The sequence below is a fragment of the Lysinibacillus sp. JNUCC-52 genome, assembly GCF_015999545.1.
Lineage (GTDB): Bacteria > Bacillota > Bacilli > Bacillales_A > Planococcaceae > Lysinibacillus.
This window is the reverse complement of the sequence record NZ_CP065546.1, coordinates 846,460-869,344: the sequence shown is the minus strand read 5'-3', so window position 1 is coordinate 869,344 and position 22,885 is coordinate 846,460. Positions and strand designations below refer to the sequence as shown.

Annotated in this window: 23 protein-coding genes; 18 read left to right on the top strand and 5 right to left on the bottom strand. The window is 35.7% G+C overall.

Going from position 1 to position 22,885, the window contains the following annotated elements:
• Positions 1-9: 9 nt before the first annotated feature.
• A complete protein-coding gene (locus tag JNUCC52_RS04675; RefSeq protein WP_172771103.1) occupies positions 10-807 on the top strand; it encodes a DUF1835 domain-containing protein in 798 nt (265 codons plus the stop codon).
• A gap of 73 nt (positions 808-880) precedes the next feature.
• Here JNUCC52_RS04675 and JNUCC52_RS04670 read toward each other — a convergent pair whose 3' ends face one another.
• Positions 881-1,783 carry a LysR family transcriptional regulator gene (locus JNUCC52_RS04670; RefSeq protein WP_172771104.1) on the bottom strand — a complete coding sequence of 301 codons (903 nt, stop codon included), beginning with the start codon at positions 1,781-1,783 and terminating at the stop codon, positions 881-883.
• Between the two features lie 300 nt (positions 1,784-2,083).
• Between JNUCC52_RS04670 and JNUCC52_RS04665 the strand changes: the two genes are divergently transcribed.
• The 3 genes from JNUCC52_RS04665 to JNUCC52_RS04655 all read left to right on the top strand — a co-directional run bounded on the left by JNUCC52_RS04665 (position 2,084) and on the right by JNUCC52_RS04655 (position 5,298).
• On the top strand, positions 2,084-2,836 hold the full coding sequence (locus tag JNUCC52_RS04665; RefSeq protein WP_172771105.1) for an alpha/beta hydrolase: 753 nt from the start codon (positions 2,084-2,086) through the stop codon (positions 2,834-2,836).
• Positions 2,837-3,189: 353 nt separating this feature from the next.
• Entirely contained in the window at positions 3,190-4,539 is a 1,350-nt protein-coding gene (brnQ, locus tag JNUCC52_RS04660) for a branched-chain amino acid transport system II carrier protein (RefSeq protein WP_337981544.1), read from the top strand.
• 126 nt (positions 4,540-4,665) lie between these two features.
• A complete protein-coding gene (locus tag JNUCC52_RS04655) occupies positions 4,666-5,298 on the top strand; it encodes a LysE family translocator (RefSeq protein WP_337981543.1) in 633 nt (210 codons plus the stop codon).
• 58 nt (positions 5,299-5,356) lie between these two features.
• Here JNUCC52_RS04655 and JNUCC52_RS04650 read toward each other — a convergent pair whose 3' ends face one another.
• Positions 5,357-6,115: an SDR family oxidoreductase gene (locus tag JNUCC52_RS04650; protein WP_337981542.1), complete on the bottom strand. Its 759-nt coding sequence runs from the start codon at positions 6,113-6,115 to the stop codon at positions 5,357-5,359.
• A gap of 229 nt (positions 6,116-6,344) precedes the next feature.
• Here JNUCC52_RS04650 and JNUCC52_RS04645 point away from each other — a divergent pair, with 229 nt between their 5' ends.
• Complete coding sequence (locus tag JNUCC52_RS04645) at positions 6,345-6,911, top strand: TetR/AcrR family transcriptional regulator (RefSeq protein WP_172771108.1); 567 nt, start codon at positions 6,345-6,347, stop codon at positions 6,909-6,911.
• A 137-nt stretch (positions 6,912-7,048) separates the two neighbouring features.
• Here the strand turns inward: JNUCC52_RS04645 and JNUCC52_RS04640 are convergent, their stop codons facing one another.
• Complete coding sequence (locus tag JNUCC52_RS04640; protein ID WP_337981541.1) at positions 7,049-8,251, bottom strand: YhgE/Pip domain-containing protein; 1,203 nt, start codon at positions 8,249-8,251, stop codon at positions 7,049-7,051.
• A 51-nt stretch (positions 8,252-8,302) separates the two neighbouring features.
• A complete protein-coding gene (locus JNUCC52_RS04635) occupies positions 8,303-8,884 on the bottom strand; it encodes a TetR/AcrR family transcriptional regulator (protein ID WP_337981540.1) in 582 nt (193 codons plus the stop codon).
• A gap of 179 nt (positions 8,885-9,063) precedes the next feature.
• On the opposite strand from JNUCC52_RS04635, the gene JNUCC52_RS04630 reads away from it, so the two are divergent.
• From JNUCC52_RS04630 to JNUCC52_RS04595, 8 genes are all read left to right on the top strand, one after another.
• A complete protein-coding gene (locus JNUCC52_RS04630) occupies positions 9,064-9,384 on the top strand; it encodes a PadR family transcriptional regulator (protein WP_172771111.1) in 321 nt (106 codons plus the stop codon).
• Positions 9,385-9,411: 27 nt separating this feature from the next.
• Positions 9,412-9,942 carry a DUF2812 domain-containing protein gene (locus tag JNUCC52_RS04625; protein ID WP_337981539.1) on the top strand — a complete coding sequence of 177 codons (531 nt, stop codon included), beginning with the start codon at positions 9,412-9,414 and terminating at the stop codon, positions 9,940-9,942.
• A gap of 12 nt (positions 9,943-9,954) precedes the next feature.
• Complete coding sequence (locus JNUCC52_RS04620) at positions 9,955-10,860, top strand: ABC transporter ATP-binding protein (RefSeq protein ID WP_337981538.1); 906 nt, start codon at positions 9,955-9,957, stop codon at positions 10,858-10,860.
• Positions 10,847-12,088 carry an ABC transporter permease gene (locus JNUCC52_RS04615; RefSeq protein ID WP_337981537.1) on the top strand — a complete coding sequence of 414 codons (1,242 nt, stop codon included), beginning with the start codon at positions 10,847-10,849 and terminating at the stop codon, positions 12,086-12,088. The genes JNUCC52_RS04620 and JNUCC52_RS04615 overlap by 14 nt, the downstream gene beginning before the upstream one ends.
• Positions 12,089-12,366: 278 nt before the next feature.
• Positions 12,367-13,536, top strand: coding sequence for a toxic anion resistance protein (locus tag JNUCC52_RS04610; protein WP_337981536.1), 1,170 nt, complete (start codon positions 12,367-12,369; stop codon positions 13,534-13,536).
• Positions 13,537-13,740: 204 nt separating this feature from the next.
• Positions 13,741-14,721: a LacI family DNA-binding transcriptional regulator gene (locus tag JNUCC52_RS04605; protein ID WP_172771116.1), complete on the top strand. Its 981-nt coding sequence runs from the start codon at positions 13,741-13,743 to the stop codon at positions 14,719-14,721.
• 290 nt (positions 14,722-15,011) lie between these two features.
• Entirely contained in the window at positions 15,012-16,739 is a 1,728-nt protein-coding gene (locus tag JNUCC52_RS04600) for an amidohydrolase family protein (protein WP_337981535.1), read from the top strand.
• 189 nt (positions 16,740-16,928) lie between these two features.
• A complete protein-coding gene (locus tag JNUCC52_RS04595; protein ID WP_337981534.1) occupies positions 16,929-17,627 on the top strand; it encodes a YczE/YyaS/YitT family protein in 699 nt (232 codons plus the stop codon).
• Between the two features lie 194 nt (positions 17,628-17,821).
• Here the strand turns inward: JNUCC52_RS04595 and JNUCC52_RS04590 are convergent, their stop codons facing one another.
• Positions 17,822-18,421 (bottom strand): TetR/AcrR family transcriptional regulator, encoded by a 600-nt coding sequence (locus tag JNUCC52_RS04590; protein WP_172771119.1) that lies wholly within the window; start codon positions 18,419-18,421, stop codon positions 17,822-17,824.
• A 105-nt stretch (positions 18,422-18,526) separates the two neighbouring features.
• Here JNUCC52_RS04590 and JNUCC52_RS04585 point away from each other — a divergent pair, with 105 nt between their 5' ends.
• From JNUCC52_RS04585 to JNUCC52_RS04565, 5 genes are read left to right on the top strand one after another with little or no spacing between them, the layout of a single operon-like run.
• A complete protein-coding gene (locus tag JNUCC52_RS04585) occupies positions 18,527-19,213 on the top strand; it encodes a CoA transferase subunit A (RefSeq protein ID WP_255639716.1) in 687 nt (228 codons plus the stop codon).
• The gene (locus JNUCC52_RS04580; RefSeq protein ID WP_172771120.1) at positions 19,197-19,841 is read left to right on the top strand and encodes a 3-oxoacid CoA-transferase subunit B; all 645 of its coding nucleotides are present in this window, start codon (positions 19,197-19,199) and stop codon (positions 19,839-19,841) included. Before JNUCC52_RS04585 ends, JNUCC52_RS04580 begins: the two co-directional genes overlap by 17 nt.
• 16 nt (positions 19,842-19,857) lie before the next feature.
• The gene (locus JNUCC52_RS04575; protein WP_172771121.1) at positions 19,858-21,168 is read left to right on the top strand and encodes a GntP family permease; all 1,311 of its coding nucleotides are present in this window, start codon (positions 19,858-19,860) and stop codon (positions 21,166-21,168) included.
• A 19-nt stretch (positions 21,169-21,187) separates the two neighbouring features.
• A complete protein-coding gene (locus JNUCC52_RS04570) occupies positions 21,188-22,144 on the top strand; it encodes a 3-hydroxyacyl-CoA dehydrogenase family protein (RefSeq protein ID WP_172771122.1) in 957 nt (318 codons plus the stop codon).
• Positions 22,137-22,883, top strand: coding sequence for a 3-hydroxybutyrate dehydrogenase (locus tag JNUCC52_RS04565; protein ID WP_172771123.1), 747 nt, complete (start codon positions 22,137-22,139; stop codon positions 22,881-22,883). The genes JNUCC52_RS04570 and JNUCC52_RS04565 overlap by 8 nt, the downstream gene beginning before the upstream one ends.
• Positions 22,884-22,885 lie beyond the last annotated feature (2 nt).

Sequence of the window (22,885 nt, the reverse complement as noted above, 5' to 3'; positions counted from 1 at the left end):
GGAGGTTATATGGCAATTTTACATATTACCTTTAGTTTATCTGCACAAGGTTCTATTAAACACGCGATACGACAACACCATTTACAGCGAGAAGAGTCGGTCATTTGTGTCAATGATATTTTCTCGATTGGACCACTTACAAGTTTGGAAAATCGAAAGCAATGGTTAAATACTAATATTTTTAGAGATAAAGAAGAACGAGCATTATACGAAGACATTCATAAGATGTGGACGAGATCAATCGCAGGTATTCCTTGTGATATGGATGTATGGATTTGGTATAGCCAAAATACACATGAAGAAATTGGGTTACGCTATGTTATGAGTGAGTTTATAAATAAATGCAGCATGGTATTTGGTATAGATGCAACTGTTGCTTTAAAGCGAATTCATCCAGATATGTCCATTCACCATACAGGAGAATTATCAGCAGATATGCTTATGAAACTACGACCTGACGCTAAGCGCTTTTCATTGGAAGAGTGTCAGCGACTTGCTAAAGAATGGGAAGAACTCAAGCAAAACCCAAGTACATTGCGAGTTTGGCAAAATGGTGTTGTTTACGCAGAAGAGAATATTTACGATGCAACAATTATTGAATGTGCAAAAGATTTACAAGATAAAAACAAGGAGTTCTGGCTTTCACCAGCGACTGTCATTGGGCAAACTATCAATAAAAACGAGGACTATATGAGCGACGCCTTTTTAGAATATCGAATTTTTACGATGGCAAGGCAAGGGCTTTTTGAAATTAGCGGAGATACCACGGATATGTTTTCTTATCAAATTAAATATATAGGGGAGTAATGAATTTCCTTCAATCATAACTCTTCAAGTATAAATTAAAAGCGGAAGAATGCATAAATGCATCCTTCCGCTTTTAGTCGTTGTTTTTAGCAGGTCCCATTTTTTCATAATAATCAAAGACAAATTTCTGAAATTGTCGAGCGGAAGGTGAAAGGTAACGATTTTCAATCCAAGCCATTCCGATAATACGTTCACAGACCATATCTTCAACATGAATTTTTACGACTTTATTTGGATTAAGATCTTCATCATCAGGTAGTAGTGATACGCCAAGGCCAGCCCCTACAAATCCCGCAACGGTAGAGACCTCATCTCCTTCATAAGTAATTTTAGGCTTAATGCCTGCAGCATTTAATAATCGATCCGCAGTCCGTCGTAATGCATAGCCTTTTTTCATTAATACAAAATTTTCATTTTCTAGTTCCTTCATTGTAATGCTTTTCCGATTGGCAAGATGATGATCAATCGGCACCATAATGTAAAGCTCATCTCGCCATAGTTCCTTCCAACATACAGGTGGTTCAGTGTTAATAGCTGCAAGTAGGCACAGATCGAGCTCACCAGCAAGTAGTTGTTTTAATTGTGAGTGTGAATAGTTTTGCGTGAAATGAAAGCGGATTTGCGGATGTTGCTGACGGAAAGCGCGGATCAAATCAGGTACAATACTTGTTCCAAGTGTATGTAAAAAGCCCAGTGACACGTCTCCAAGCTCAGGATTATTCAGCTCCTGTAATTCTAAAACTGCCTTTTCATATTCTTTGCGCATACGCTGCACACGATATAAAAACTGTTCTCCATAGCGATTTAGCATGATGGAGCGTCCTTGGCGGTCAAATAAAGGTACACCTAATTCCTCCTCAAGCTTAGAGATTGAGCGACTTAGTGCAGGCTGTGAAATAGCTAATACATCCGCAGCACGTGTCATATGTTCAAGTTTTGCTACCGTTGCAAAATATTCCAATTGTTGCCATTCCATTTTTCCCACCTCCATTAATAGTATTTCTATTAGTTACCTGCATTATAACGGTAAAAGTATAGGAAGTATAGGCAACGTGGAAAAATTTTATAAGGGAAAACAAAGTAATTTTAATAAAGTAATTTTTATTATTTCTAAGCATCCGCAAAGAGTGATTATACAAGGCTTCAACCTCACACCATTCATGCATGAAAAGTATCGAATCGATAAAAACTATAAATTGTACATTATGAATAAAGGGTGTTAAGATAGACACATAAAATACACAAATACAAATTTCCGTGAAGGGGATATTATAAAATGAAGTTATCAAAGCCGCAACCTCTAACAATTGAGGGAGGCAAAAAAGCCGTACTATTACTGCATGGATTTACAGGTAGCACAAAAGATGTGAAAAAGCTAGGGGAATTTTTATCAACACGTGGTTATACAGTTCATGCACCTATTTATAGTGGTCATGGGGTAGAACCAGAAGCCCTACTTGAAACAAAGCCTGAAGACTGGTGGAATGATGTAGTAGAAGGCTACAACTTCCTAAAAAATAAAGGCCATGAAGAAATCGCAGTAGTAGGAATTTCACTTGGCGGTGTCTTTTCGTTAAAAGTAGCAGAGCAATTTCCTGTTAAAGGAGTTGTTGCCATGTGTGCGCCGATAACACGCGATAGCTCAAAAGGTTTATTTACACGTTTATATAATTACGCAAGACTATATAAACATTTTGAAAACAAATCAAAAGACCAAATTATTTCTGAATTACATGAATTACGAATTACACCAAAAGATTCCTTAGACGGTGTTACTCGTTTAACAGAAGAAACACGTGAAGATTTACCAGCAATTAAAGCACCAACTTTAGTATTGCAAGGATTATTAGACGATGAGCTATACCAACAAAGCGCTCCGTTTATTTTAGATACAGTTAAAACTGATGATAAAGAAATTATATGGTATGAAAATTCAGGTCATATCATTACATTAGATAAAGAACGTGAAAAAGTTTATGAAGATGTATATAATTTTTTAAACCATATTGAGTGGTCTGTTGCAAACTAAGAGCTGTCTTCTGACAGCTCTTTTCATTTTAAAATTTTTACTTATTAGCTAGCAACTGTGCATTTAGTAATCAACTTCGAAAAAACTATTGTTTTTATAATAAATGCCTGTTACCATAGTGAAATTGTAGTGAAAATTCATTCGATTTAACTTTTTTAGCATAACTCTCAAAACTGAGAAGTGAGACAAGCTAAAAATTGTCACTTGCACGAAGAGAAACGCTTAAACAGTTAAAGCCCTGGCGAATGCCCCAGATTTTTTAGAAGGCTTTTCGAGTAAGCACATAATAATCTGAATTGAATTACGCCAAGGTAATTTGCTATAGTCAAACACATCAAGGGAGTACATCAATTATGCAAAAGAAAATACCTTTTTCTACTTATGCAGTCATTGGCACAATGTTATTCGGACTGTATTTTGGAGCAGGGAACCTTATTTTTCCAATCCAACTTGGACAACTAGCAGGAACAAACTTCTGGTTTGCACTGATCGGCTTTTTAGTTACAGCAATCGGTTTGCCATTTTTGGGCATTTTAGCGATTGGTTTATCGGGCAGTAATGGTCTGCGTGATTTAGCGAGCCGTATTCATCCTTTATTTGGCGTTATTTTTTCACTAGCGCTATACTTAACAATTGGTCCCTTTTTTGCAATTCCTCGAACTGCGACAGTACCATTTGTCGTTGGCTTTGAACCATATATTAGTGCGGAGTATACAACAATTTTATTAGCCGTATTTAGCTTCATATTTTTTGCAATAGTCTATTATTTCTCATTAAATCCAGCGAAAATTATGGATTATATCGGTAAGGTTTTAACACCAGCCTTTTTAGTCGTATTATTTATATTAATTATTATCAGTATTGTGAAGCCGATGGGGCATTTCCAACAGCCAATAGGTGACTATATCCAGTCTTCCTTTATGACAGGTTTTAAAGAAGGCTACAATACGATGGATGCATTAGCATCACTAGCATTTGGTATTGTCGTAATTAATGCTATTAAAAATGCGGGTATTACTGATCGGAAAGAAATTGCTAAGGCAACATGGAAATCGGGTATTTTCGCAATGGCATTAATGACTTTAATCTATGGGCTCATTACGTATATGGGTGCATCTAGTATTGAAGCTGTCGGAACATTTGATAATGGTGGTTTAATTTTTGCAGCAGTAGCAGACCATTATTTCGGCTCATTTGGTGCTATTTTATTGGCAGTAATTATTGTACTAGCTTGTTTAAAAACTAGTATTGGCTTAATTACTTCTTGTAGTGAATTTTTCCATGAAGTTTTCCCGAAAATTAGCTATAAATGGTTTGTTTTCATTTTGTGCGTAGTATCATTTTCAATAGCCAACTTTGGTTTGAATAATATTATTCAATTTGCTATTCCAGTGCTAATGTTCTTATATCCACTTGCGATTGTTCTTATTTTACTAGCCTTAAGCTCTTCATTATTTAACAATAAGCAAGCCGTTTATGCATCTGCAATGTTCTTAACATTTTTTGTTAGCCTAATTGACGGCTACAATGCACTAGTAAATAGTATGCCTGCTGCAAAATTAAGTGTATTGGATTCAGTAGCAGAGCTGTATTCAAATATATTACCTTTATATGATATTGGTTTAGGTTGGATATTACCAGCTGTAGTTGGTGTCATTATTGGATTAGCAATGCCTTCAAAAAAAGTAGCAACAATTAACTAAAACATGCAAAAGCACACACATACAAAAAATGAATGTGTGTGCTTTTATATAAGAAAATATTATATGCAGAAAATTTATTTAATTTAATTTATAATGATACTTAGTATTGTTTTAAGGAGTGAGCATATGCATGAGATTTGGATGTTTACAGCAGTGGCATTGATGATTGTTATGGTGCCAGGGGTGGATTCACTGCTAGTGTTAAAAAATACAATCATACATGGAAAGAAAGCAGGCTTTTTTACAATGGTGGGGATTATTCTTGCCCTTGTCGTTTGGACAACCCTTGCTGTATTAGGACTAGCTACGATTATTTCTAAATCAATGGTCGTATTTTTAACGATAAAATATGCAGGTGCTGCTTATTTAATCTATTTAGGCATTCAATCTTGGCGTGCTAGAGCACAAAATATGATGTTGCAAGAGGAGCTACCTATAGAGATAGATGGAGAAAAAAACGTATCGCTTAGCTGTATGACTCAAGGCATTACGACAGATCTATTAAACCCAAAAACATTGCTTTTATATGTAACATTAATGCCACAATTTATTCAGCCAAATTTTAATATTAACACTCAATTAATCGTGTTGGCAGGCATTTTAATCGCGTTATCGATTGTCTGGTTGGGCATTGTGATACTCGTTATGAATGTTATTCGAAAATGGTTTATGAAACAGACAGTGCAGGCAATATTTAATAAAATTGCAGGCGTTATGTTAGTAGGAATTGGCATACGCATTGCAACAGAAAAAGCATAAAGGTCGAAAAAAGCACGCAAAGGTCATGTATGTCCTTTGAGTGCTTTTTATATAGGGTTTAGTAAGCAGTCCATCCACCATCAACGGCAATGACTTGTCCATTCACAAAGCTTGCTTCATCTGAGCCTAAGAAAATAGCAAGTTGAGCTATTTCTTCTGGTTGTCCAGCACGTGGATTGATTGCTAATCCTAGTGACTGACGAGCCGCACCAACTTCGCTCATATTCGTCATTGATGCAGCGATATTTGTCATAACAGCACCTGGTGCAATACCATTACAACGGATGTTTTGGTTTGCATACATAAATGCTGTATTTTTTGTTAAACCAACTACCGCATGTTTAGATGCAGTATAGGCAGCACCAGCACGTGCACCATATAATCCGCCAGCAGAAATATTATTAACGAAAACACCATGTCCTTGCTCTAGGAAAATCTTTGTTGCCATGCGCATTGAACGCATAACAGCAGTTGTGTTTACCGCAAATACTTTATCCCAACGCTCGTCCGAAATCTCACCAACAGGTTCCATACCATCCATAATGCCCGCATTGTTAACTAAAATATCTAATTTACCATATGCACTTTTTGTTTCATCAAATAAGTGTTGCATGTCTTCAGTTGAAGCGACATTTGTTTGTATAGCAATAGCTGTGCCGCCATTTGCTTGAATACTATCCGCAACAGCCTTTGCTCCGTCTAAATTTAAATCAGAAACAACAACTTTAGCACCTTCTTTTGCATAACCTTCTGCAATTGCTTTTCCCATTCCTGAAGCTGCTCCCGTAACGATTGCTACTTTACCTTCTAATCTCATGTCAAAAGACCTCCTATTAGATCGAATTTTCCTGAGGACAAAGTTACTTTGTCCGAATGCTTAACCAGAAGTAATGATACATGGGCATCTATTACCACTGGTTATGTATTGAACATGTGTTCATTAAAATATTATAATACTCATGTAAGCGATTTCAATATGCAGAATTCGTAGAACTGTTCAGTAATCAACACATTTAAAATATTTGTACAATAAGGGGGTAAAAATTTTGACCATTCATGATTTGCGGGTAGTTAAAACAAAACAAGCGTTACATAATGCCTTGCTTACTTTGTTAAGTCATAAACCGCTAGAAAATATCTCGATTGCTGAAATATGTCGTGTGGCCAATGTAAATAGGGGTACATTTTATTTGCACTATGAACAAAAAGAGAAACTGTTCGAGGAATATTTTCAGGAAATTGTCGAGGATTTATATAATTCCTATGAGGAACCATATCGTGTAGCATCGACGACTATTATTAAAAATAAGCTAGATCCAAATACAATTCGTATTTTTCATCATATAGAACGGTTTAAACTATTTTATCGAATCGTCTTTTCGAAAAATGTACCGTTAACCTATTATTATATGTTATTTGATGAAATCCAATCGTTATTAAAAAGAGACTTAGCACAAAATAAAATTGGAAAAATAAAAACGGATTTCTATAGTGCCTATCAAGCAAATGCAATTATTGGCATAATTATTGAATGGTACCGTCATGATTTTAAAGAAAGTGCGATTGAACTAAATCAGCAGCTTGCGGCAATTTTACGTTTTGATGAAAGTTAAGACAATTATCGATAAATCTAGGAAAACGCCGATTAAACAGTGATAATTTCCAGTATTTAATTGAATCTTAGCAAAAAAGTGTTCGATTGATAATAGCCAATCAAACACTTTTTCATTTTGTCCAAGCTTTTTTTGTTCTATTGCTGAAGGCTAGGCACGCTTGGATTTTGTTCTATTTTAGATTTTTTCAGGGCAACGGCAATACTTGCAATGACTAGTGTGACAGCAATGATAATAGCTAACGAACTGCTATTATTTCTTAGACTTTCTGAGCTACCGCCAAAAATGATTGTATAGTAGCCGTCTGCGCCGTAAGTTGCTGGTAATAGGGAAGCGAGGCGATGGTAAAAGTCTGAAAGCATAGCATTTGGTACGAGTACGCCAGAAGTAACAAGCTGTAGCGAAAGTGCGCAAATATTAAAGACCATGCCAAGATTACCAAAGACGATAACAAAGACTTGTGCTAAACATAGAAAAGCCCAAAACATGAAAGCTTGGAAAAAATAAATAGTGAAAAAGTTTTCCGCACTCGAAATAGAAAATAGATGCATCAATCCAATTGTTAGTAATGGAAGAACAAAAGCAACAGCAATATTTACAAGCTGTCTAGCGAAAAATAAAGACCATTTTGAAACGGTATGTTGTACGATTTCTGCTGCCTGCTGATGTTGCATAATCATTACCATTGCTCCGACAAATGATGAAATAATGACCATTAACGGCACAAAATTTGCTGCAAATCCTTTGACCTCATTTGTTTTAATTATAGTAGATTTAACTGTTTGGTCTTTTACACTCATAATGGTAGTGGCAACAGTATCTTGAATTTTTAATGCTGTATTTTGTTCCAAAGGTAGCTGAGAAAACTGCTGTGAAAATGTCTTTATTATCTCTCCTTGTTGTAGAGGATACAGACTATGATTGACTTCCACTGTAGCTTGATTTGCTACGCTCTCCATCATTGTTTTAGCAAGACTTGCGTTCGCTTGATTTATGGAATAAATAATGTTAGCTTCTGCTCCTGCCTGTATTTGAGCTGAAAAATCAGCTGGAATGTGAATGATCATATTTATATGACGTTGATTCAAATCCTTTTCTGCTTGTTCAATTGAAGTGAAATCTTTCGTTGCAAATGGCAATGATTCCTTTAATCCGTTTATCACTTCTTGACCAACGGATGAGTCGTCACTAATAATGCCAATCGTTAAATTTTCTGCTCGATCATTTATACCGTCGTATGCGGTCATCCAAATGGTAAAAAATATTAATTGAAAAGCAATAGTAGCAAAAATGCCAATATAAGTTTCACGGATGTTAAATAACGCTTGTAATGCTTTCATAATAAACCTCCTATAAGTAAGTGCTTACTTGCATTTTGGGGAAAATTTTTTCTAGGAAGATAATCCCCTAGAAAAAATTGCAACACTTGTGTTAATGAGTTCTTCAGTTGGTAGGGTAGATACGGTAGTACCTAATCGAGCGCGTGAAATAAAGTGACCAAAATTCAGGGCAATAAGAGATAGTGCAGCGGCTTCAAAGTTGACCTCACGGATTTTCCCTTTATGGTGCATCTCCTCGAAATACTGAATTAACTCATTTTTGAAGATAAGGGGAACTGTTGCTATTTCATTACTGATTTCTGGAAATTGCATTGATTCCTTAAAGCCAATCATCACAAGGTCCTTTATGGACATCATATATTCAAAATATTTCATTGAAAAATGGTTTAAATCTTTTTCTAAATCCCATGTCACCTCTTCATGCATCATTTTTTGCAAAATAGGATTATAGGAAAATCTATCCACAATGGTTTTTAGAATCCCTTGTTTATTGCCAAAGTGGCGGAAAATCGTTACTTCATTGACTTGTGCTAAGTCGGCAATTGCCTTCGTTGTCGCTGCGGTGTAGCCCTTTTCACTAATTAACTGAATCGCTGCTTCGATGATTCGTTCTGCTGTTTCTTTTGTTGTCAATAAAAAACAACCTCCAATGCAAGTGGTTACTTACATGTTACCATGAGTAATTTCTAATAGCAATAGCTTAAAATCAATCAATCGTTAGTTTTGTCATTGACAACTATATCGGGCGCTGATATATTTTATTTATATCGTCAGTCGATATATTGTTTGGCGATATAGAGGGAGGTATTTTTATGACACAAGCACAGGAATATCCGCCTTTAACAGAGGGGGTTTATTATATTTTATTAGCATTATTCGAAGCACGACATGGCTATGGCATTATGCAATTAGTTGAAGAAATGAGTAAAGGTCGTGTTCGCCTAGGTGCAGGCACGATATATGGCGCTATTAAAACATTGTTGGAACGACAATGGATCGAAGCATTAGATGGTGATGGGCGTAAGAAGGAATATATAATTACGGAAAGTGGGAAAAATGTAATAGAATATGAAATTTTACGATTAAGGGAACTTTTTGACAATGGTATCCGTATAACAAATGGAAAAGCCTAAAACGCATTTTTTATAAGAGGTGTTGATATGAAAAAAATTAAATTTCGCTTCTTTTTGGACTATGAGAAAGAAGAGAAATGGGTTAATGAAATGGCTGCGCAAGGCTGGCATTTACGAAGAAATATAATTAGCTTCTTTGTATTCGAACAAGGCGAGCCTGGAAAGTATATTTATCGAAATGAATTAGTAGTTGGTGAAAAGAAAGACTATTGTGAATTTTTAGAATCGTTGAATATTGAATGTGTTTCTAAATTTGGTGTGTGGGCATATTATCGTAAAGAAGCAGCTGATGGAGCATTTGAATTATACTCAGATGCACCTTCTAAAATAAAATATTTAAAATCAATTAGTAGGCTGTTTATTCCAATGGCTATTCTTAGTATTTTAATAGGTTTTTTCAATATATTTACGGGGCTAACAGCGTCACCAGTAGCGTTTATGTCTATTAATCTTGGTTTTTTGAATGTCTTTTTAGGGCTTTTAATGTATGTACCAATTAGAAAAATTCAAAAACGAAAAAAGCATCTAGAACTTGATTTACATATATTTGAAGGGTAAGGAGGATAAAGGATGACATTACAATTACAGCATGTCACAAAAAAATACAAAGATTTCACAGCGGTTGATAATTTAAATTTTACAATTGAAAAAGGGGAGATTTTTGGACTTATTGGTCAAAACGGGGCGGGCAAGACAACGACATTCCGTATGATTTTAGATTTACAGGAAACAACAGCTGGCACAATATCATGGAATGGCAAGCCCGTTAATTCAATCAACCGTGATGTTCTTGGCTATTTGCCAGAAGAACGAGGCATTTTCCCTACAATGAAAGTTGAGGAGCAACTTTACTTTTTTGGAGAGCTACGAGGGATGAAAAAAGCAGAGCTTCAGAAGGATATTGATTTTTGGATTAGCCGTTTTGATTTAGAAGAAAAACGTAAAGATAAAGCGGAAACGTTGTCCAAAGGAAATCAACAAAAGGTACAGTTAATTGCAAGCTTTATTCATAAACCACAGTTTTTAATTTTAGATGAGCCTTTTAGTGGTCTCGACCCAGTTAATAAAGACTTACTAAAAGATGCCATTTTACTGCTAAAAGAACAAGGAACAACGATTTTATTTTCAAGTCATCAAATGGATAATGTCGAAGAACTTTGCGATCATTTATGTCTTTTAAAGCGGGGCGTTTCACTTTTTTCTGGCAGTTTATTAGATTTAAAGAAACAGTATGGTAAAACGAAGCTGTCTGTACGAACGCATTACTCTACAACCGAATTACTTAAGCTGGAAGGGGTTAAAGACGTACGTGTAGAAAAAGAGCAAACGGTGTTAATGCTAGAGGATGAGCATTATGCTGAAAGTATTTTCCAATATTTATCTGCAGGTAAGTACATTGAAAAATTTAGTTTAGACTATTTAACACTGGATGAAATTTTTAAAGATAAGGTAGGTGGCAGCGTTGTCGAAATTTAGTTTGTTAATGAAGCAATTATATAAATCAAAATTGAAATCCAAATCGTTTATTTTAATGACGCTATTATATGTACTTGCAATGTCTGTTGCTATTTTTTGGTCAGATATAAAGGAACTTTTTACTGGTAACGATGAAGCGCAGCAAATCGCGATTGTTAATGATACATCAGCCGATTTAAACGGAATATTTGTATCAAATAGTGATATGGCGTTTATTCAAGATGAGACAAATATAGAGAAGTTAGAGCAAAAAGTAAAAGATGGGGAACTTGCTGCTATTGTGGAAGTAAGTGATCAGAACGGTCAGTTGCATGCAGAAATTTCAACATTTAAGCCTTTGAAATTAAATGATCAATCAACGATTTCATCGTTATTGCAATATGCTGGGCAGCATTACGCTGTACAAAAACTATCTTTATCTTCAGAACAAGCAGCGCAAATCATGGCTGCCAAAACGATTATATCAAATAAAAATTTAAATGAAGAAACGACTGGTGGGAAAAGTGAGGAAGAAAAACAATCTGGGCTATGGGTATCCTATGCTGTCGGTATATTGATTTACTTCTTTATTTCCACATTCTTATCAATGATTACAACTGAAATTGCTTCTGAAAAAGGCTCACGCGCTATGGAAATGCTATTAGTAAGTGTGAAACCTGCTACGCATTTTAAAGCAAAAATCGCAGGTGTTCTGCTGCTGGCCATGACACAAATGGCGATAATTGCAGTAGTCTTCCTAATCTACGCAAAGTTCGCAAAAGACGGCGTTATTTGGGAAATGGCGGCAAGTATTGTGAAGGAATTATCGCTCGGCTATGTGCTGTATGCAATTCTATTTTTACTGCTAACAATTGTATTGTACTTAATTGTCGGTGCATTATTCGGCTCATTAGTGTCTAAAGTTGAAGAAGCAGGTCAAGTGCTAATGCCTGCAATGATGATTACCCTAATTGGCTTTTATGTAATGCTGTCGGGCATTGGTAATCCCGATACGATTATTATTAAAGTTTTCTCTTATATTCCGTTCACATCAGGAATGGTGATGCCAATGCGTATTGGTGCGACAGATATAGGGGTAATTGAGCCATTACTATCACTTGGCATTTTAATTGTGACAATTATAGTAGCATATTTATTTAGCTTATCATTCTATAAACGTAGCGTCTTAACATATAGTACAGGCGGCGTAATTCAAAAGTTCAAAACGGTATTAAAAGTAACAACATAATGAATGATGGAAAGCAGCTATACATGTAGCTGCTTTTTTAATAAATTGTTTAAAAATTGTTTGAGAATTGTTTGAGTGCCTGTCACTAGAAAGAAACAGCAGTCGAATTTTTAGTTCAAACAAGCTATACTTGGGAAGAAGGAATGATGGACTTTATGGCAAATGAAGCTAAACAGTCTTTCCATTAGACTGAAACTTTAACTAACGCGAAAGAGGTGAAACTTTTTCATCTACTATTCGTATGTAATAGAAGAGATTAATCGCAGGGGGTATTACTTATGTCTGAAATGAACAATGACCTATTTAAATCAAAAGATCCATTCGCAACTGAAAATCCACTTTTACAACCGAATCCAATAACGCATGCTGAATCAGTGCAAACACCGACATTGGTTTCTGAGCAAGAGCTATCACAAATTGCACAAAACCAGCTTATTTTAAAGAAGGACCCAGAAGTTCATGCGCTTGCTCAAAAAATAGACGTAAAAGATCAAATTGCTATGTTAGAGCTAGGAAAAGAAACGGCGAATGGCATTTCTACTTTTTCAGATAAAATGTTGGCGACAATGAAAGCTAGTAAGCTTGAAGAATCCAGTGTACTATTAAATAACTTAAATAAAGTGATGGATAAATTTGATCCACAAGATTTTGCAGAAGAGAAAAAAGCAGGCTTCCTTACAAAGCTGTTTAACAAAGGCAAAGAACAGTTAGAACGATTTTTATCAAAATATGACAGCATGAATAAAGAAGTTGACGTAATATACCGTGAAATTCAAAAGTATGAAGTTGAAATGAAACGCAATACGATAGACCTCGAAAATTTATACGACCAAAACTTAGACTATTTCCAAACATTAAGTAAATTTATTGCGGCAATTGAAGTAAAGGCAGATGAAGTTCGTACAGCGTTACCAATGTTAGAGCAAAAAGCCCAAACAGGTGATCAACTAGCTGCAATGGAATTCGAAACGATGCAACGTGCCGTAGAATTACTTGAGCAACGACGCTATGATTTAGAAATGGCACAGCAAGTATCATTCCAATCTGCTCCACAAATTCGCCTAATGCAGCAAGGTAATAACCATTTAATTGGTAAAATAAACTCTGCATTTGTAACGACTATTCCAATTTTTAAACAAGGTTTAATTCACGCTGTAACATTAAAGCGTCAAAAGCTTATTTCAGATTCAATGAGTGAGCTAGATCGCCGCACAAATGAAATGCTTGTGCGCAATGCAGAAAACATTAGCAAAAACAGTGTTAATATTGCACGCGCTGCTGGTAGCCCAAGCATTAAAATCGAAACAATTGAAACTACATGGCAAACAATTATGGCTGGCATTCAAGAAACAAAGCAAATCCAAGCAGAAACAGCAAGAAACCGCGAGGAAGGCCGAAAACGTATCGAAAAATTACAGCTTGAATATGAAAAATTAAAAAAAATGTAACATGAACAAAAGACAGGAAGCAAACTCGCTTGTATCGAGTTTGCGTCCTGTCTTTTTATTAATGGAAATATATGCGGTGTTTAGAAATTTAAATTACAAAATAAACAGAATCTTCTTGCTATTAAACTTTTAACGTGATATTTTATGTTTATTAAAGGTTAAACGTTTTACTAAAACGATTAACTAAAGGCAAGGAGAATGGATATGACAACTTTGAAAGATATTGCAGAACATGCTAATGTAAGCGCTTGTACCGTTTCTAGATATTTAAATCAAAATATTGTTGTGAAAAAAGAAACAGAGGAAAGAATTCAAGTCGCTATTAAAGAGTTGGGATATGTACCAAATATAGTTGCGAAAGCATTAAAACGTAAGGAAACTACAAATGTTGCGGTAATCCTGCCAAAGATTAATAGCCTTTATTATTCAGAAATCACTTCTGGAATCAGTCAAACTTTAGGAAAACATCATTATAATCTCTTTATTTATGAAGTAGACAACCTAAATATAAGTGAAAATGAAATATTACAACTAATGCGTGAAAATATGGTGGCAGGAATTATCATTATTGGCTTATTTTCTGATCTATCATTTAAAGATAATATTCCTAGTTTTTTAAACGAATGTGGTATTCCCGTTGTCTATGCAAATAGATGTATCCCATATGCTGGTTTTCCGATTGTGTACCCCGATTTGAGCAAGGCTGGTAAAATAGGGGCGGAGTATTTATATTCAAAAGGTAAAAATCAAATGGCTTTAGTTCACAAAAAGCTACCTAACGATGTACTAGATTTATTTTTGGCTGGGATTAGTCAAGCTAGCAAGGTTAAGCAAAAGCCTATGATTATAGAAATCGACGATAATATGGACTTATCGAAAGATTGTGTGCCAATCCTTCTTCAAAATAATATTAATAGTGCCTTTGTGCTTAACGAGTTGAGTGCGGTTTATTTGACGAAAGCGCTAGTTCAAGCTGACGTTCGGATAGGTGAGGATATTGCTGTATTAAGTTTGGGTAATTCTTTATTATCGCAAATCTCTACACCTGAGCTAACTTGTGTAGACTTGCAAAATCAGGAATTAGGCATAAGAAGTGCTGAGATTATTTTAAGTGAAATTCAAAAAGAAAAGTTTGAATCCGTAACTGTATTGGAACCGTTTATCGTTGAACGGAAATCTTCTTGAATTTATAAAAGTTCAATAGAAATAGTCTAAACCTATTGGTTAAACGTTTAACTACTTTAATGAAAGTGAAATTCCAAATTAGTTAAACGTTTAACCGATTTAAAAGTGAATACAGTATTTTAGTTAAACGTTTAACCTTTTCAAAGAATGTAAGTGTACCGTTTAGTTAAACGTTTAACCAAGCTATCTCAATATTAGTTAAACGTTTAACTAAAGAGTAATTGTCGATAAGTTAAGAGCTATGCTCTTCTTATAAAAAAGAAAACAGAGAATGAAAGGGAGAGGTTACTATGAAACAAAAAGAAATAAATCATCTTGAAAAAGTACGGGATATTTACGACATTTTAAACGGCACAAAAGAAGCAGATCGCCTAATTAAAAATGTAAACATTTTGGATGTGCATGGCGAAACTATCTTTCAAGGGTCTTTATTAATCTACGATAAGCGGATTATAGCGCTAAATCCTGATGAAGTAGCTACAAAAGTGAAGGATGTATTTGATGGACAAGGGCTTTATGCGATTCCAGGATTGATTGATGCACATTTGCATTTTGAATCTCAGCTAGCACATCCAGTAGCACTTGGCGAGGCAATGGTCCCTAATGGAACAACGACAATATTTGCTGAGACACTAGACCTGTTAAGTGCAGCAGGTGAAGATGGTGTAAAAGCGGCACAAGGTTTGTTTAGAGATTATGAAAAACTGCCCTACAGATTATATGCATTTGCCCCAGGGAAAAAAGTAGCTGCATCGGTAACAAAGGAAGTATTAGAAATGGAGCCTGTAATTGGGTTAGGTGAATTCGAACATTTTACCTATAGTAAGGGAGATGAAGATGACTTCCAAAAGGCTTCCTGGGTAAGAGAAAAAGGGGGATTCATGAATGGGCATTGGGGCTTGACTGCTCTTCCAGATATGATCTTAAACTATTTGCCTGCCATCGGTACATCCAATAATCATGACGTTTGGAATGCGGACGATATTGAGAAAAGCATTCGTTACGGTTTTCCAACCCAAATTAAGTTTGGTGTAGGAAGCAGTGAAGTAATTAAAACATTACTTCGTGCCATTGTAGACCGCAAATTTCCAACAGATAATTTTATGTTATGTACCGATAATATTTCCATTGAAAGGTTGCTTAAGATGGGGCATATGGATTGGATTATTTCCCTATGTACGGAGATGGGGATTAGCCCGATTAAAGCTATCAAGATGGCAACATTAAATACAGCTAAATCTTACCATATGGAAAATCAAATTGGTTCTTTAACACCTGGACGATTTGCAGACATTGTCTTGACGGACAGCCTATCAAAAATAAATCCTCTTTATGTATTTAAGGATGGCGAATTGATAGCGAAAGACAAAAAATTATTAAAGAAGGTAGAGATAGATTACTCTTCCATGTGTACAAAGGGCGTACCAGGTTTAAATGATTTAACACCGTCTGAGTTAGATATTGTCCCTTTTGAAGTTTCCGAAGATGGGACTAAAGCAAAAGTTTATTTATTCGATGTATATGGTCGCGGCCATGAAAAGTTTCATCAAGAAATTTGGGTGCCAATGGTAAATGGCAAGATTGTTCCAGAATATCAAGGTGAAAAATTCAGCCGTCTGTCTGTTATTCAACGTTATGCAGATGGAAAACGTCATGTCGTGAATGGCCTATTTAAAGGTGTCTATGTCGAACAAGGTGCAGTTGCAACTTTCTGGTCAGCTCCATCACCATATTTCGTTGTCGTCGGACAAGAAAGTGACGAGATGTGCTTCTGTGCAAAAGAAGTAGATAAATATTCAGGAGCCTGTATTGTAACCGTTGATAAGGCAATAAAGAGTGTCATGCCACTAGAAATTTATGGCGCCATGGCGAACATGACTGTGGATGAATTAACTAAAAGTGCGGATGCCATTGATGTGGCTTTAGAAGAAATGGGTAATCACAACGAAGGTGAACCTGTCGTAAATAAACTTTTAAGTCTATTTATTTCTCTACACCGATTCCGCCTTATGAAATAAGACTTACAGCTAATTAGCCAGAGCAAATAAATCCCGCAACTAAGATTGATAGTGAAACATCCGAAAAAATTCCTATTCGGTGAAAAATAACTTTTTTCGAAGAGGCACTTTCTGCTATATGTTCTACCCGAAATATAAAATGATTAACCAGTGCTATTGAAATTCATAAGGGGGAAAGGGAGGATTTTTATGCAAAATGAAAGCGTTTTAAAATCGGATAGAAACAGTTTATTAAAACGATGGATTGTTTATATCATTGGTATTTATATTTTATCAATTGGTGTTAGTTTAGCCATAACAGCGGGGATTGGAATTTCACCTCAAAGTGCCTTTCAACGAGTTTTTGTAGTTCATTTTGATTGGTTAACACAGGGAAGGGCAAATTTTATTTTAGAGTGCATCATGTTAGTGCTAGCATTTTTAGTCTACAGAAAAGGGTTTAAGCTATATCATATTATGGGACTAGTCGCATCGGCGATATTTGCAGTTTGTTTAGATTTTAATCTCTCTCTAACATTTACTTACCTAGAACTTCCAGAGTATTGGACCAAATTTTTAACACTTGTTGTTGGAGATGCATTTTTAGCTTTTGGTGTATTCCTTATGCTTCAATCGGAGGTTGTCCTAATGCCGATTGATAATTTTGTTAATGCTGTTCAGCTAAGGACAGGATTTAAATGGGGGAATGTTAAAACGTGTTTTGACTTGACGTTACTTGCTTTAGCATTAATCTTCGGACTGATTTTAGCAGGTAAAATTATGTTTATTCGAGAAGGTACGGTTTTAAACGCTATACTTGTCGGCCAATATATTAAACTATTTTCTTATATGTACAAAAGACACAAGACTAAGAAAAGATTTGAAATTACTCAACAGATGGCAAAATAATTTTATTGTAAAATAGGCAATATAAAACTAACTCCCCAAAGCAGCTTCATTTTGAGGAGTTTTTTATTATGGTCCTACAGCATTACAGAAAATATGAGCAAACACATGTCAATATTGGCATAACAATTCAAAAAGCTAGCAGATTTCTAAAATAAGATTTATTTTTTCACAGTCTCTATTTTTAAAATTATTAGCTAGTTTCGTAGACTTGTTATGAGATGTTTTATTAAAGGTTTTCCTAAGTCCTCTAATTTTGCATGATCTAACTGCAAGCCCCAATAATATATGGCTCCCATCAAACTTTGTACAATCATCTGAAAAAATTTTTCTGTCGATTCAATGTGTCGAATGGAGTTATCTTTTTTTCCTTCTTCAATTATTTGGTGCAATATCACATACAATTTACGATTTTCATTTGTGAAAAAAGTATGCTCATTACTTATGATTGCAGCCGAGTAAATAACGCGCATTAAATCCTTTCCCATTTCTTCCTCAATACAACGGAATACGGCTAGACAGAAGGCTTCCAATCGTTCTATTGCTAAAGTATATTGTTGCTTTATTTCCTCATAAATATGTACATAACTTTTGTCCATTTCCATAAAACGCATCATAAAAATACTTGATTTAGAAGGGAAATGTTGATAAAAGGACCCCTTTGATGTTTTACTTTCTTTGACTATTCGATCCACCGATACATTATCGTAGCCAAGCTTTTTAAATAATTCGAGGGCTACGCTCATAATGTGAAGTTGTGTTTGAATACCTTTTGTTGTTTTATTCTCTAAATCCATTGTTTCTCGCTCCTTAAAGAAAGAATTTTCTAAAATGTTTGACTATTATTTATTCCCATTATATCATCAGACTATAGTCTAGTCTAATAAGGAGTGATAGTAAAAGTGGAAAAACTGAGAAAAGCTGAAGAGCTAGAATTTTTGTTTAAGGATTCTATGCGTCTATTAGTCGGCGGTTTTGGCATTTCAGGTACACCGTTAACATTATTAGATGCTGTTGCGAAGTTTGAGGCAGGAAATTATGAAGTTGTCAGCAATAATCTTGGGGATGAAGGCAAAGGTCTTTATAAAGTGTTCGAAGCAGGAAAAATTGATAAAGCGATAGGTTCATTTTTCACGATTAACAAAGAAGCTATTAAGGCTTGGTCAATGGGGAATTTGAAAATTGATTTATTGCCACAGGGGACTTTAGCAGAGGCAATTCGAAGTGGAGGTGCTGGCATTGGTGGTTTTTACACACCCACTGGTGTTGGAACAAGGCTAGCAGAAGGAAAGGAAGTTCGAGAGATTGATGGTGTTCGTTATTTATTTGAGAAGGCCATAAAAGGAGATATTGCCCTTATTAAAGCTGCAAAATCCGATAAAGCTGGCAATTTGGTTTATCACACAACTGCAAGAAACTTTAACCCAATAATGGCAACTGCTGCAGAAATAGTCATTGTGGAAGTCGATGAAATCGTTGAAATAGGGGAGTTAAGCCCTGAAGAAATTATTACACCACATATTTTTGTAGACTACATCATTGAAAGTAAGTACATCAAACAAGGGGGAGCCTATGTTGAAGCTAAATAGTCGGGAAATTATTGCAAAGCATATAGCAGATGAGCTAAAAGATGGCGATGTAGTCAATCTAGGTGTGGGAATTCCAACGCTAGTCTCTAAATATATTGAAGATAAAAAAATATATTTCCAAACTGAAAATGGGTTAATCGGCATGGGTCCTCCACCGAGAGAAAACGAGCAAGATATAGAATTAATAGATGCAGGGAAAGCTCCTGTCACTATTACGCCAGAAGCAGCATTTTTTGATAGCGCTTTCTCATTTGCGATGATTCGTGGAAAACATGTAGATGTAGCTGTTCTAGGAGCACTAGAGATTGATCGTTATGGTGAGATTGCAAACTGGTCTGTACCCAATCAACCAATTTTAGGTGTAGGGGGCGCTATGGATCTAGTTGCTGGTGCGAAGAAAGTAATTGTAGCAAGTACCCTTTTTACCAAAAATGGTTCTTCTAAACTAGTAGAAACATTGACGTTGGATTCTAGCGGCGAACGGCGTGTTAATCAACTTATAACGGAATATGCGAACTTTTTATTCCAAGATGGTGAGATTATTCTAAAGGATATTTATGGAGATTTAACATTTGAAGAATTAGAATCACGCATTGGATTACCATTAAAACGGAAAATTAGTATCTAATTGAAGGAGGAAGCCTATGTGGAGTTTGATTACGATTACAATTTCATTAATTCTATTAATCGTATTAGCACTAAGAGGATTTAGTATTATCATTATTGCTCCAGTTGTAAGTTTATTCGTTATGGTGACGAATGGGTTTCCGATTTTAGAAACGTTCCAAGAAACGTATATGACTGGCTTTATCAATTACGTTCGAAATTATTTTCTAATTTTCTTATTTGCGGCGATGTTCGGTAAGCTAATGGATGATAGTGGTGCAGCTCGTCAAATCGCTAATCTACTACTTCGAATTATCGGAAAAGATAGTAAATATAAAGTGTTAGTAGCAATTATGGTTATCTGTGCGTTCTTAACGTATGGCGGCATAAGTTTATTCGTAGTTATTTTTGCAGTATTACCAATTGCGAAGCCGTTATTTAAAGAGTTAGATATTCCGTGGCATCTATTTATGGCAGCATTTTTTACAGGTATCGGAACCTTTACAATGACGATGTTACCAGGAACACCTTCTGTACAAAATATTATCCCGACAAACTATCTTGGTACAACGGTTACGGCAGCTCCATTATTAGGGATTATCGCAGCAGTTTTCGTTATTGCGATAAACCTATGGTATATGAAATTTGCATTAAAACGTTCAGAACAGCGCAAGGAAACTTATGCGGGGATGACAAACCCTGATCATAATGGTAAGGAAGGTATTAAAGATATTTATGAGGGGCGTACATTACCAAATGCAATTCTTAGTTTAGTTCCGCCAATTGCCTTGTTAGTCGCGCTGAATATCTTCAAGGTTGAAATCATTTACACACTAATGGGTGTTGTATTATTAACAACCGTCTTATTTTGGAAATATATTGAAGTGAAGAAAAATTCGCTTAACGAAGGTGCTGTATCAGCAGTGCTACCTATTATTAATACGAGTGCGGATGTTGGCTATGGTTCAGTAATAGCGATTACGACAGGTTTTAGTATTTTTAATGAAGCGATGGCACAAATTCCAGGTAGTCCGCTTATATCACTTTTCCTAGCAACAACGGCGCTTGCTGGCATCACGGGGTCTTCAAGTGGTGGACTAGGAATTGCAATGGAAGCCCTTTCATCAACTTACTTGAAAATGGGGTTAAATCCTGATGCTATGCATAGAGTAGCCGCAATTGCCTCGGGCGGTCTAGACTCGCTACCACATAATGGAGCTGTTATTACAATTTTAGTAGCTTCAAAGTTAACCCATAAAGATGCTTATAAACATATCTTTGTCGTTTCGGTTATTGCGCCATTAATTGCAAGTATTCCAATGCTAATAGCAGCAATTTTATTATATTAATTCTTAAGGGGGAAGAAAGATGATTCAAAAAATAGGAATTATAGGTTCAGGAACAATGGGGTTTGGTATTGCTTTTCAATTTATCACAAATGGAATGCCTGTTATTTTACAAGATATTAACGAAGAATCTCTACAATTAGCTAGTGAAAAACTGAAAACCTATTTGACGATTTTCAGGGAGGAGGGGACAGTGTTCGCAGATTCGGATCATACCATTACGGATCGTTTAACCTTTACTACAAAAATCGAAGAGCTTGCTACTTGTGATTTGGTCATAGAATCTGCCACGGAAAATCTAGAGCTCAAGCAGGAAATTTTTAAAAGACTTGATGAGGTTTGTGCTGAACATACAATATTAACCTCAAATACTTCCAGCCTAAAACTTTCAGAAATTGTTCGTTATGTAGAGAAGCGGAAAGATAAAGTGATGTTAACACATTTCTTTAACCCTGCTCATATTGTACCGCTTGTGGAGCTACTAAAAGGTCCTGATACAAAACAAGAGACGTATGATGAAGTTGACGCATTAATGCAACAAGTGGGCAAAGTGACCATTAAAGTTCAAGTTGAGGTACCAGGGCTAGTAGCCAATCGTATTCAAGTAGCATTAGCACGTGAAGCATTAGCATTGTTAGAAGACGGTGTAGTTTCTGAACAGGATTTAGAAAAAGCAATCTTCGCAGGCCCAGGTTTCCGATTTGCATCTAGTGGATTATTGAAGATTATTGATTTTGGTGGATTGGACGTCTGGGGAATAGTATTAGATCAATTACAGCCTGCAATTGAATCAAAAGTTCGTTCGTATAGTGTGATTAATGATAAAACTGAACAAGGCTACCTTGGTGTAAAGTCTTCTAAAGGTTTCTTTGATTATCCTGGAAAAGGTCTAGATGAATATGTAATCGAGCGTGATCGTTCGTTAATTCAACAGCTAAAAACATTTACTACTATTCAAAGGGGGATGGAACATGCGTAATATTTTAGTGACTGGTGCAGGTGGAGGTCTAGGCTCAGCAATGGTGAAAAAGTTTGTAACAGAAGGCGATTATGTCTTTGCTGCAGATTTAAAGATAGAAGCTGCACAAGCAGTGGCAGACTTATATCCTGGAAAGGTTGAAGCGGTTGAACTAGATGTTTCAAATGCCAGTTCAATCCAACATGTAATAAATAGTATTTGTGAAAATCATGAACTTCATGTATTGGTGAATAATGCAGGCCTACAATACCGTGCTAGAATTGAAGATTTTCCAGAAGAAAAGTGGGATTTACTTCAAAATGTCATGCTAAAAGGCCCGTTTTTAATGACGAAATATGTTTTTCCGTATATGAAAAAGCAAAAACATGGCCGTATAGTTAATATTTCTTCCGTACATGGTGAGCTGGCAACACCAGAAAAAGTGGCATATGTCGCTGCGAAGCACGGTGTAATTGGTTTAACACGAGTAGCATCACTTGAAGGTGCTGCATATGGGATTACAGTAAATGCCATTTTACCAGGACCAGTGAAAACACCTTTACTGGTGAAACAATTAAAAGATCTTGAAGAAAGTAGAGGTATGACTGAAGCCGAGGCATTAAACGAAATTGTGTATCCGAAACAAGCAATGCAACGTTTTATTACAGCTGAAGAAATTGCAGATAGTGTATATTTCATTTCTTCAAAGGATGCAACGGCTATAACTGGCGAAGCGCTTAATGTTTCAGGTGGAATGTAAAA

What these genes read in the sequence shown, in the direction of transcription:
- JNUCC52_RS04675 (WP_172771103.1), top strand. Translation starts at nt 10, where the DNA reads ATGGCAATTTTACATATTACCTTTAGTTTATCTGCACAAGGTTCTATT.
- JNUCC52_RS04670 (WP_172771104.1), bottom strand. Translation starts at nt 1,783, where the DNA reads ATGGAATGGCAACAATTGGAATATTTTGCAACGGTAGCAAAACTTGAA.
- JNUCC52_RS04665 (WP_172771105.1), top strand. Translation starts at nt 2,084, where the DNA reads ATGAAGTTATCAAAGCCGCAACCTCTAACAATTGAGGGAGGCAAAAAA.
- brnQ (WP_337981544.1), top strand. Translation starts at nt 3,190, where the DNA reads ATGCAAAAGAAAATACCTTTTTCTACTTATGCAGTCATTGGCACAATG.
- JNUCC52_RS04655 (WP_337981543.1), top strand. Translation starts at nt 4,666, where the DNA reads ATGCATGAGATTTGGATGTTTACAGCAGTGGCATTGATGATTGTTATG.
- JNUCC52_RS04650 (WP_337981542.1), bottom strand. Translation starts at nt 6,115, where the DNA reads ATGAGATTAGAAGGTAAAGTAGCAATCGTTACGGGAGCAGCTTCAGGA.
- JNUCC52_RS04640 (WP_337981541.1), bottom strand. Translation starts at nt 8,251, where the DNA reads ATGAAAGCATTACAAGCGTTATTTAACATCCGTGAAACTTATATTGGC.
- JNUCC52_RS04630 (WP_172771111.1), top strand. Translation starts at nt 9,064, where the DNA reads ATGACACAAGCACAGGAATATCCGCCTTTAACAGAGGGGGTTTATTAT.
- JNUCC52_RS04625 (WP_337981539.1), top strand. Translation starts at nt 9,412, where the DNA reads ATGAAAAAAATTAAATTTCGCTTCTTTTTGGACTATGAGAAAGAAGAG.
- JNUCC52_RS04620 (WP_337981538.1), top strand. Translation starts at nt 9,955, where the DNA reads ATGACATTACAATTACAGCATGTCACAAAAAAATACAAAGATTTCACA.
- JNUCC52_RS04610 (WP_337981536.1), top strand. Translation starts at nt 12,367, where the DNA reads ATGTCTGAAATGAACAATGACCTATTTAAATCAAAAGATCCATTCGCA.
- JNUCC52_RS04605 (WP_172771116.1), top strand. Translation starts at nt 13,741, where the DNA reads ATGACAACTTTGAAAGATATTGCAGAACATGCTAATGTAAGCGCTTGT.
- JNUCC52_RS04600 (WP_337981535.1), top strand. Translation starts at nt 15,012, where the DNA reads ATGAAACAAAAAGAAATAAATCATCTTGAAAAAGTACGGGATATTTAC.
- JNUCC52_RS04595 (WP_337981534.1), top strand. Translation starts at nt 16,929, where the DNA reads ATGCAAAATGAAAGCGTTTTAAAATCGGATAGAAACAGTTTATTAAAA.
- JNUCC52_RS04590 (WP_172771119.1), bottom strand. Translation starts at nt 18,421, where the DNA reads ATGGATTTAGAGAATAAAACAACAAAAGGTATTCAAACACAACTTCAC.
- JNUCC52_RS04580 (WP_172771120.1), top strand. Translation starts at nt 19,197, where the DNA reads ATGTTGAAGCTAAATAGTCGGGAAATTATTGCAAAGCATATAGCAGAT.
- JNUCC52_RS04575 (WP_172771121.1), top strand. Translation starts at nt 19,858, where the DNA reads ATGTGGAGTTTGATTACGATTACAATTTCATTAATTCTATTAATCGTA.
- JNUCC52_RS04570 (WP_172771122.1), top strand. Translation starts at nt 21,188, where the DNA reads ATGATTCAAAAAATAGGAATTATAGGTTCAGGAACAATGGGGTTTGGT.
- JNUCC52_RS04565 (WP_172771123.1), top strand. Translation starts at nt 22,137, where the DNA reads ATGCGTAATATTTTAGTGACTGGTGCAGGTGGAGGTCTAGGCTCAGCA.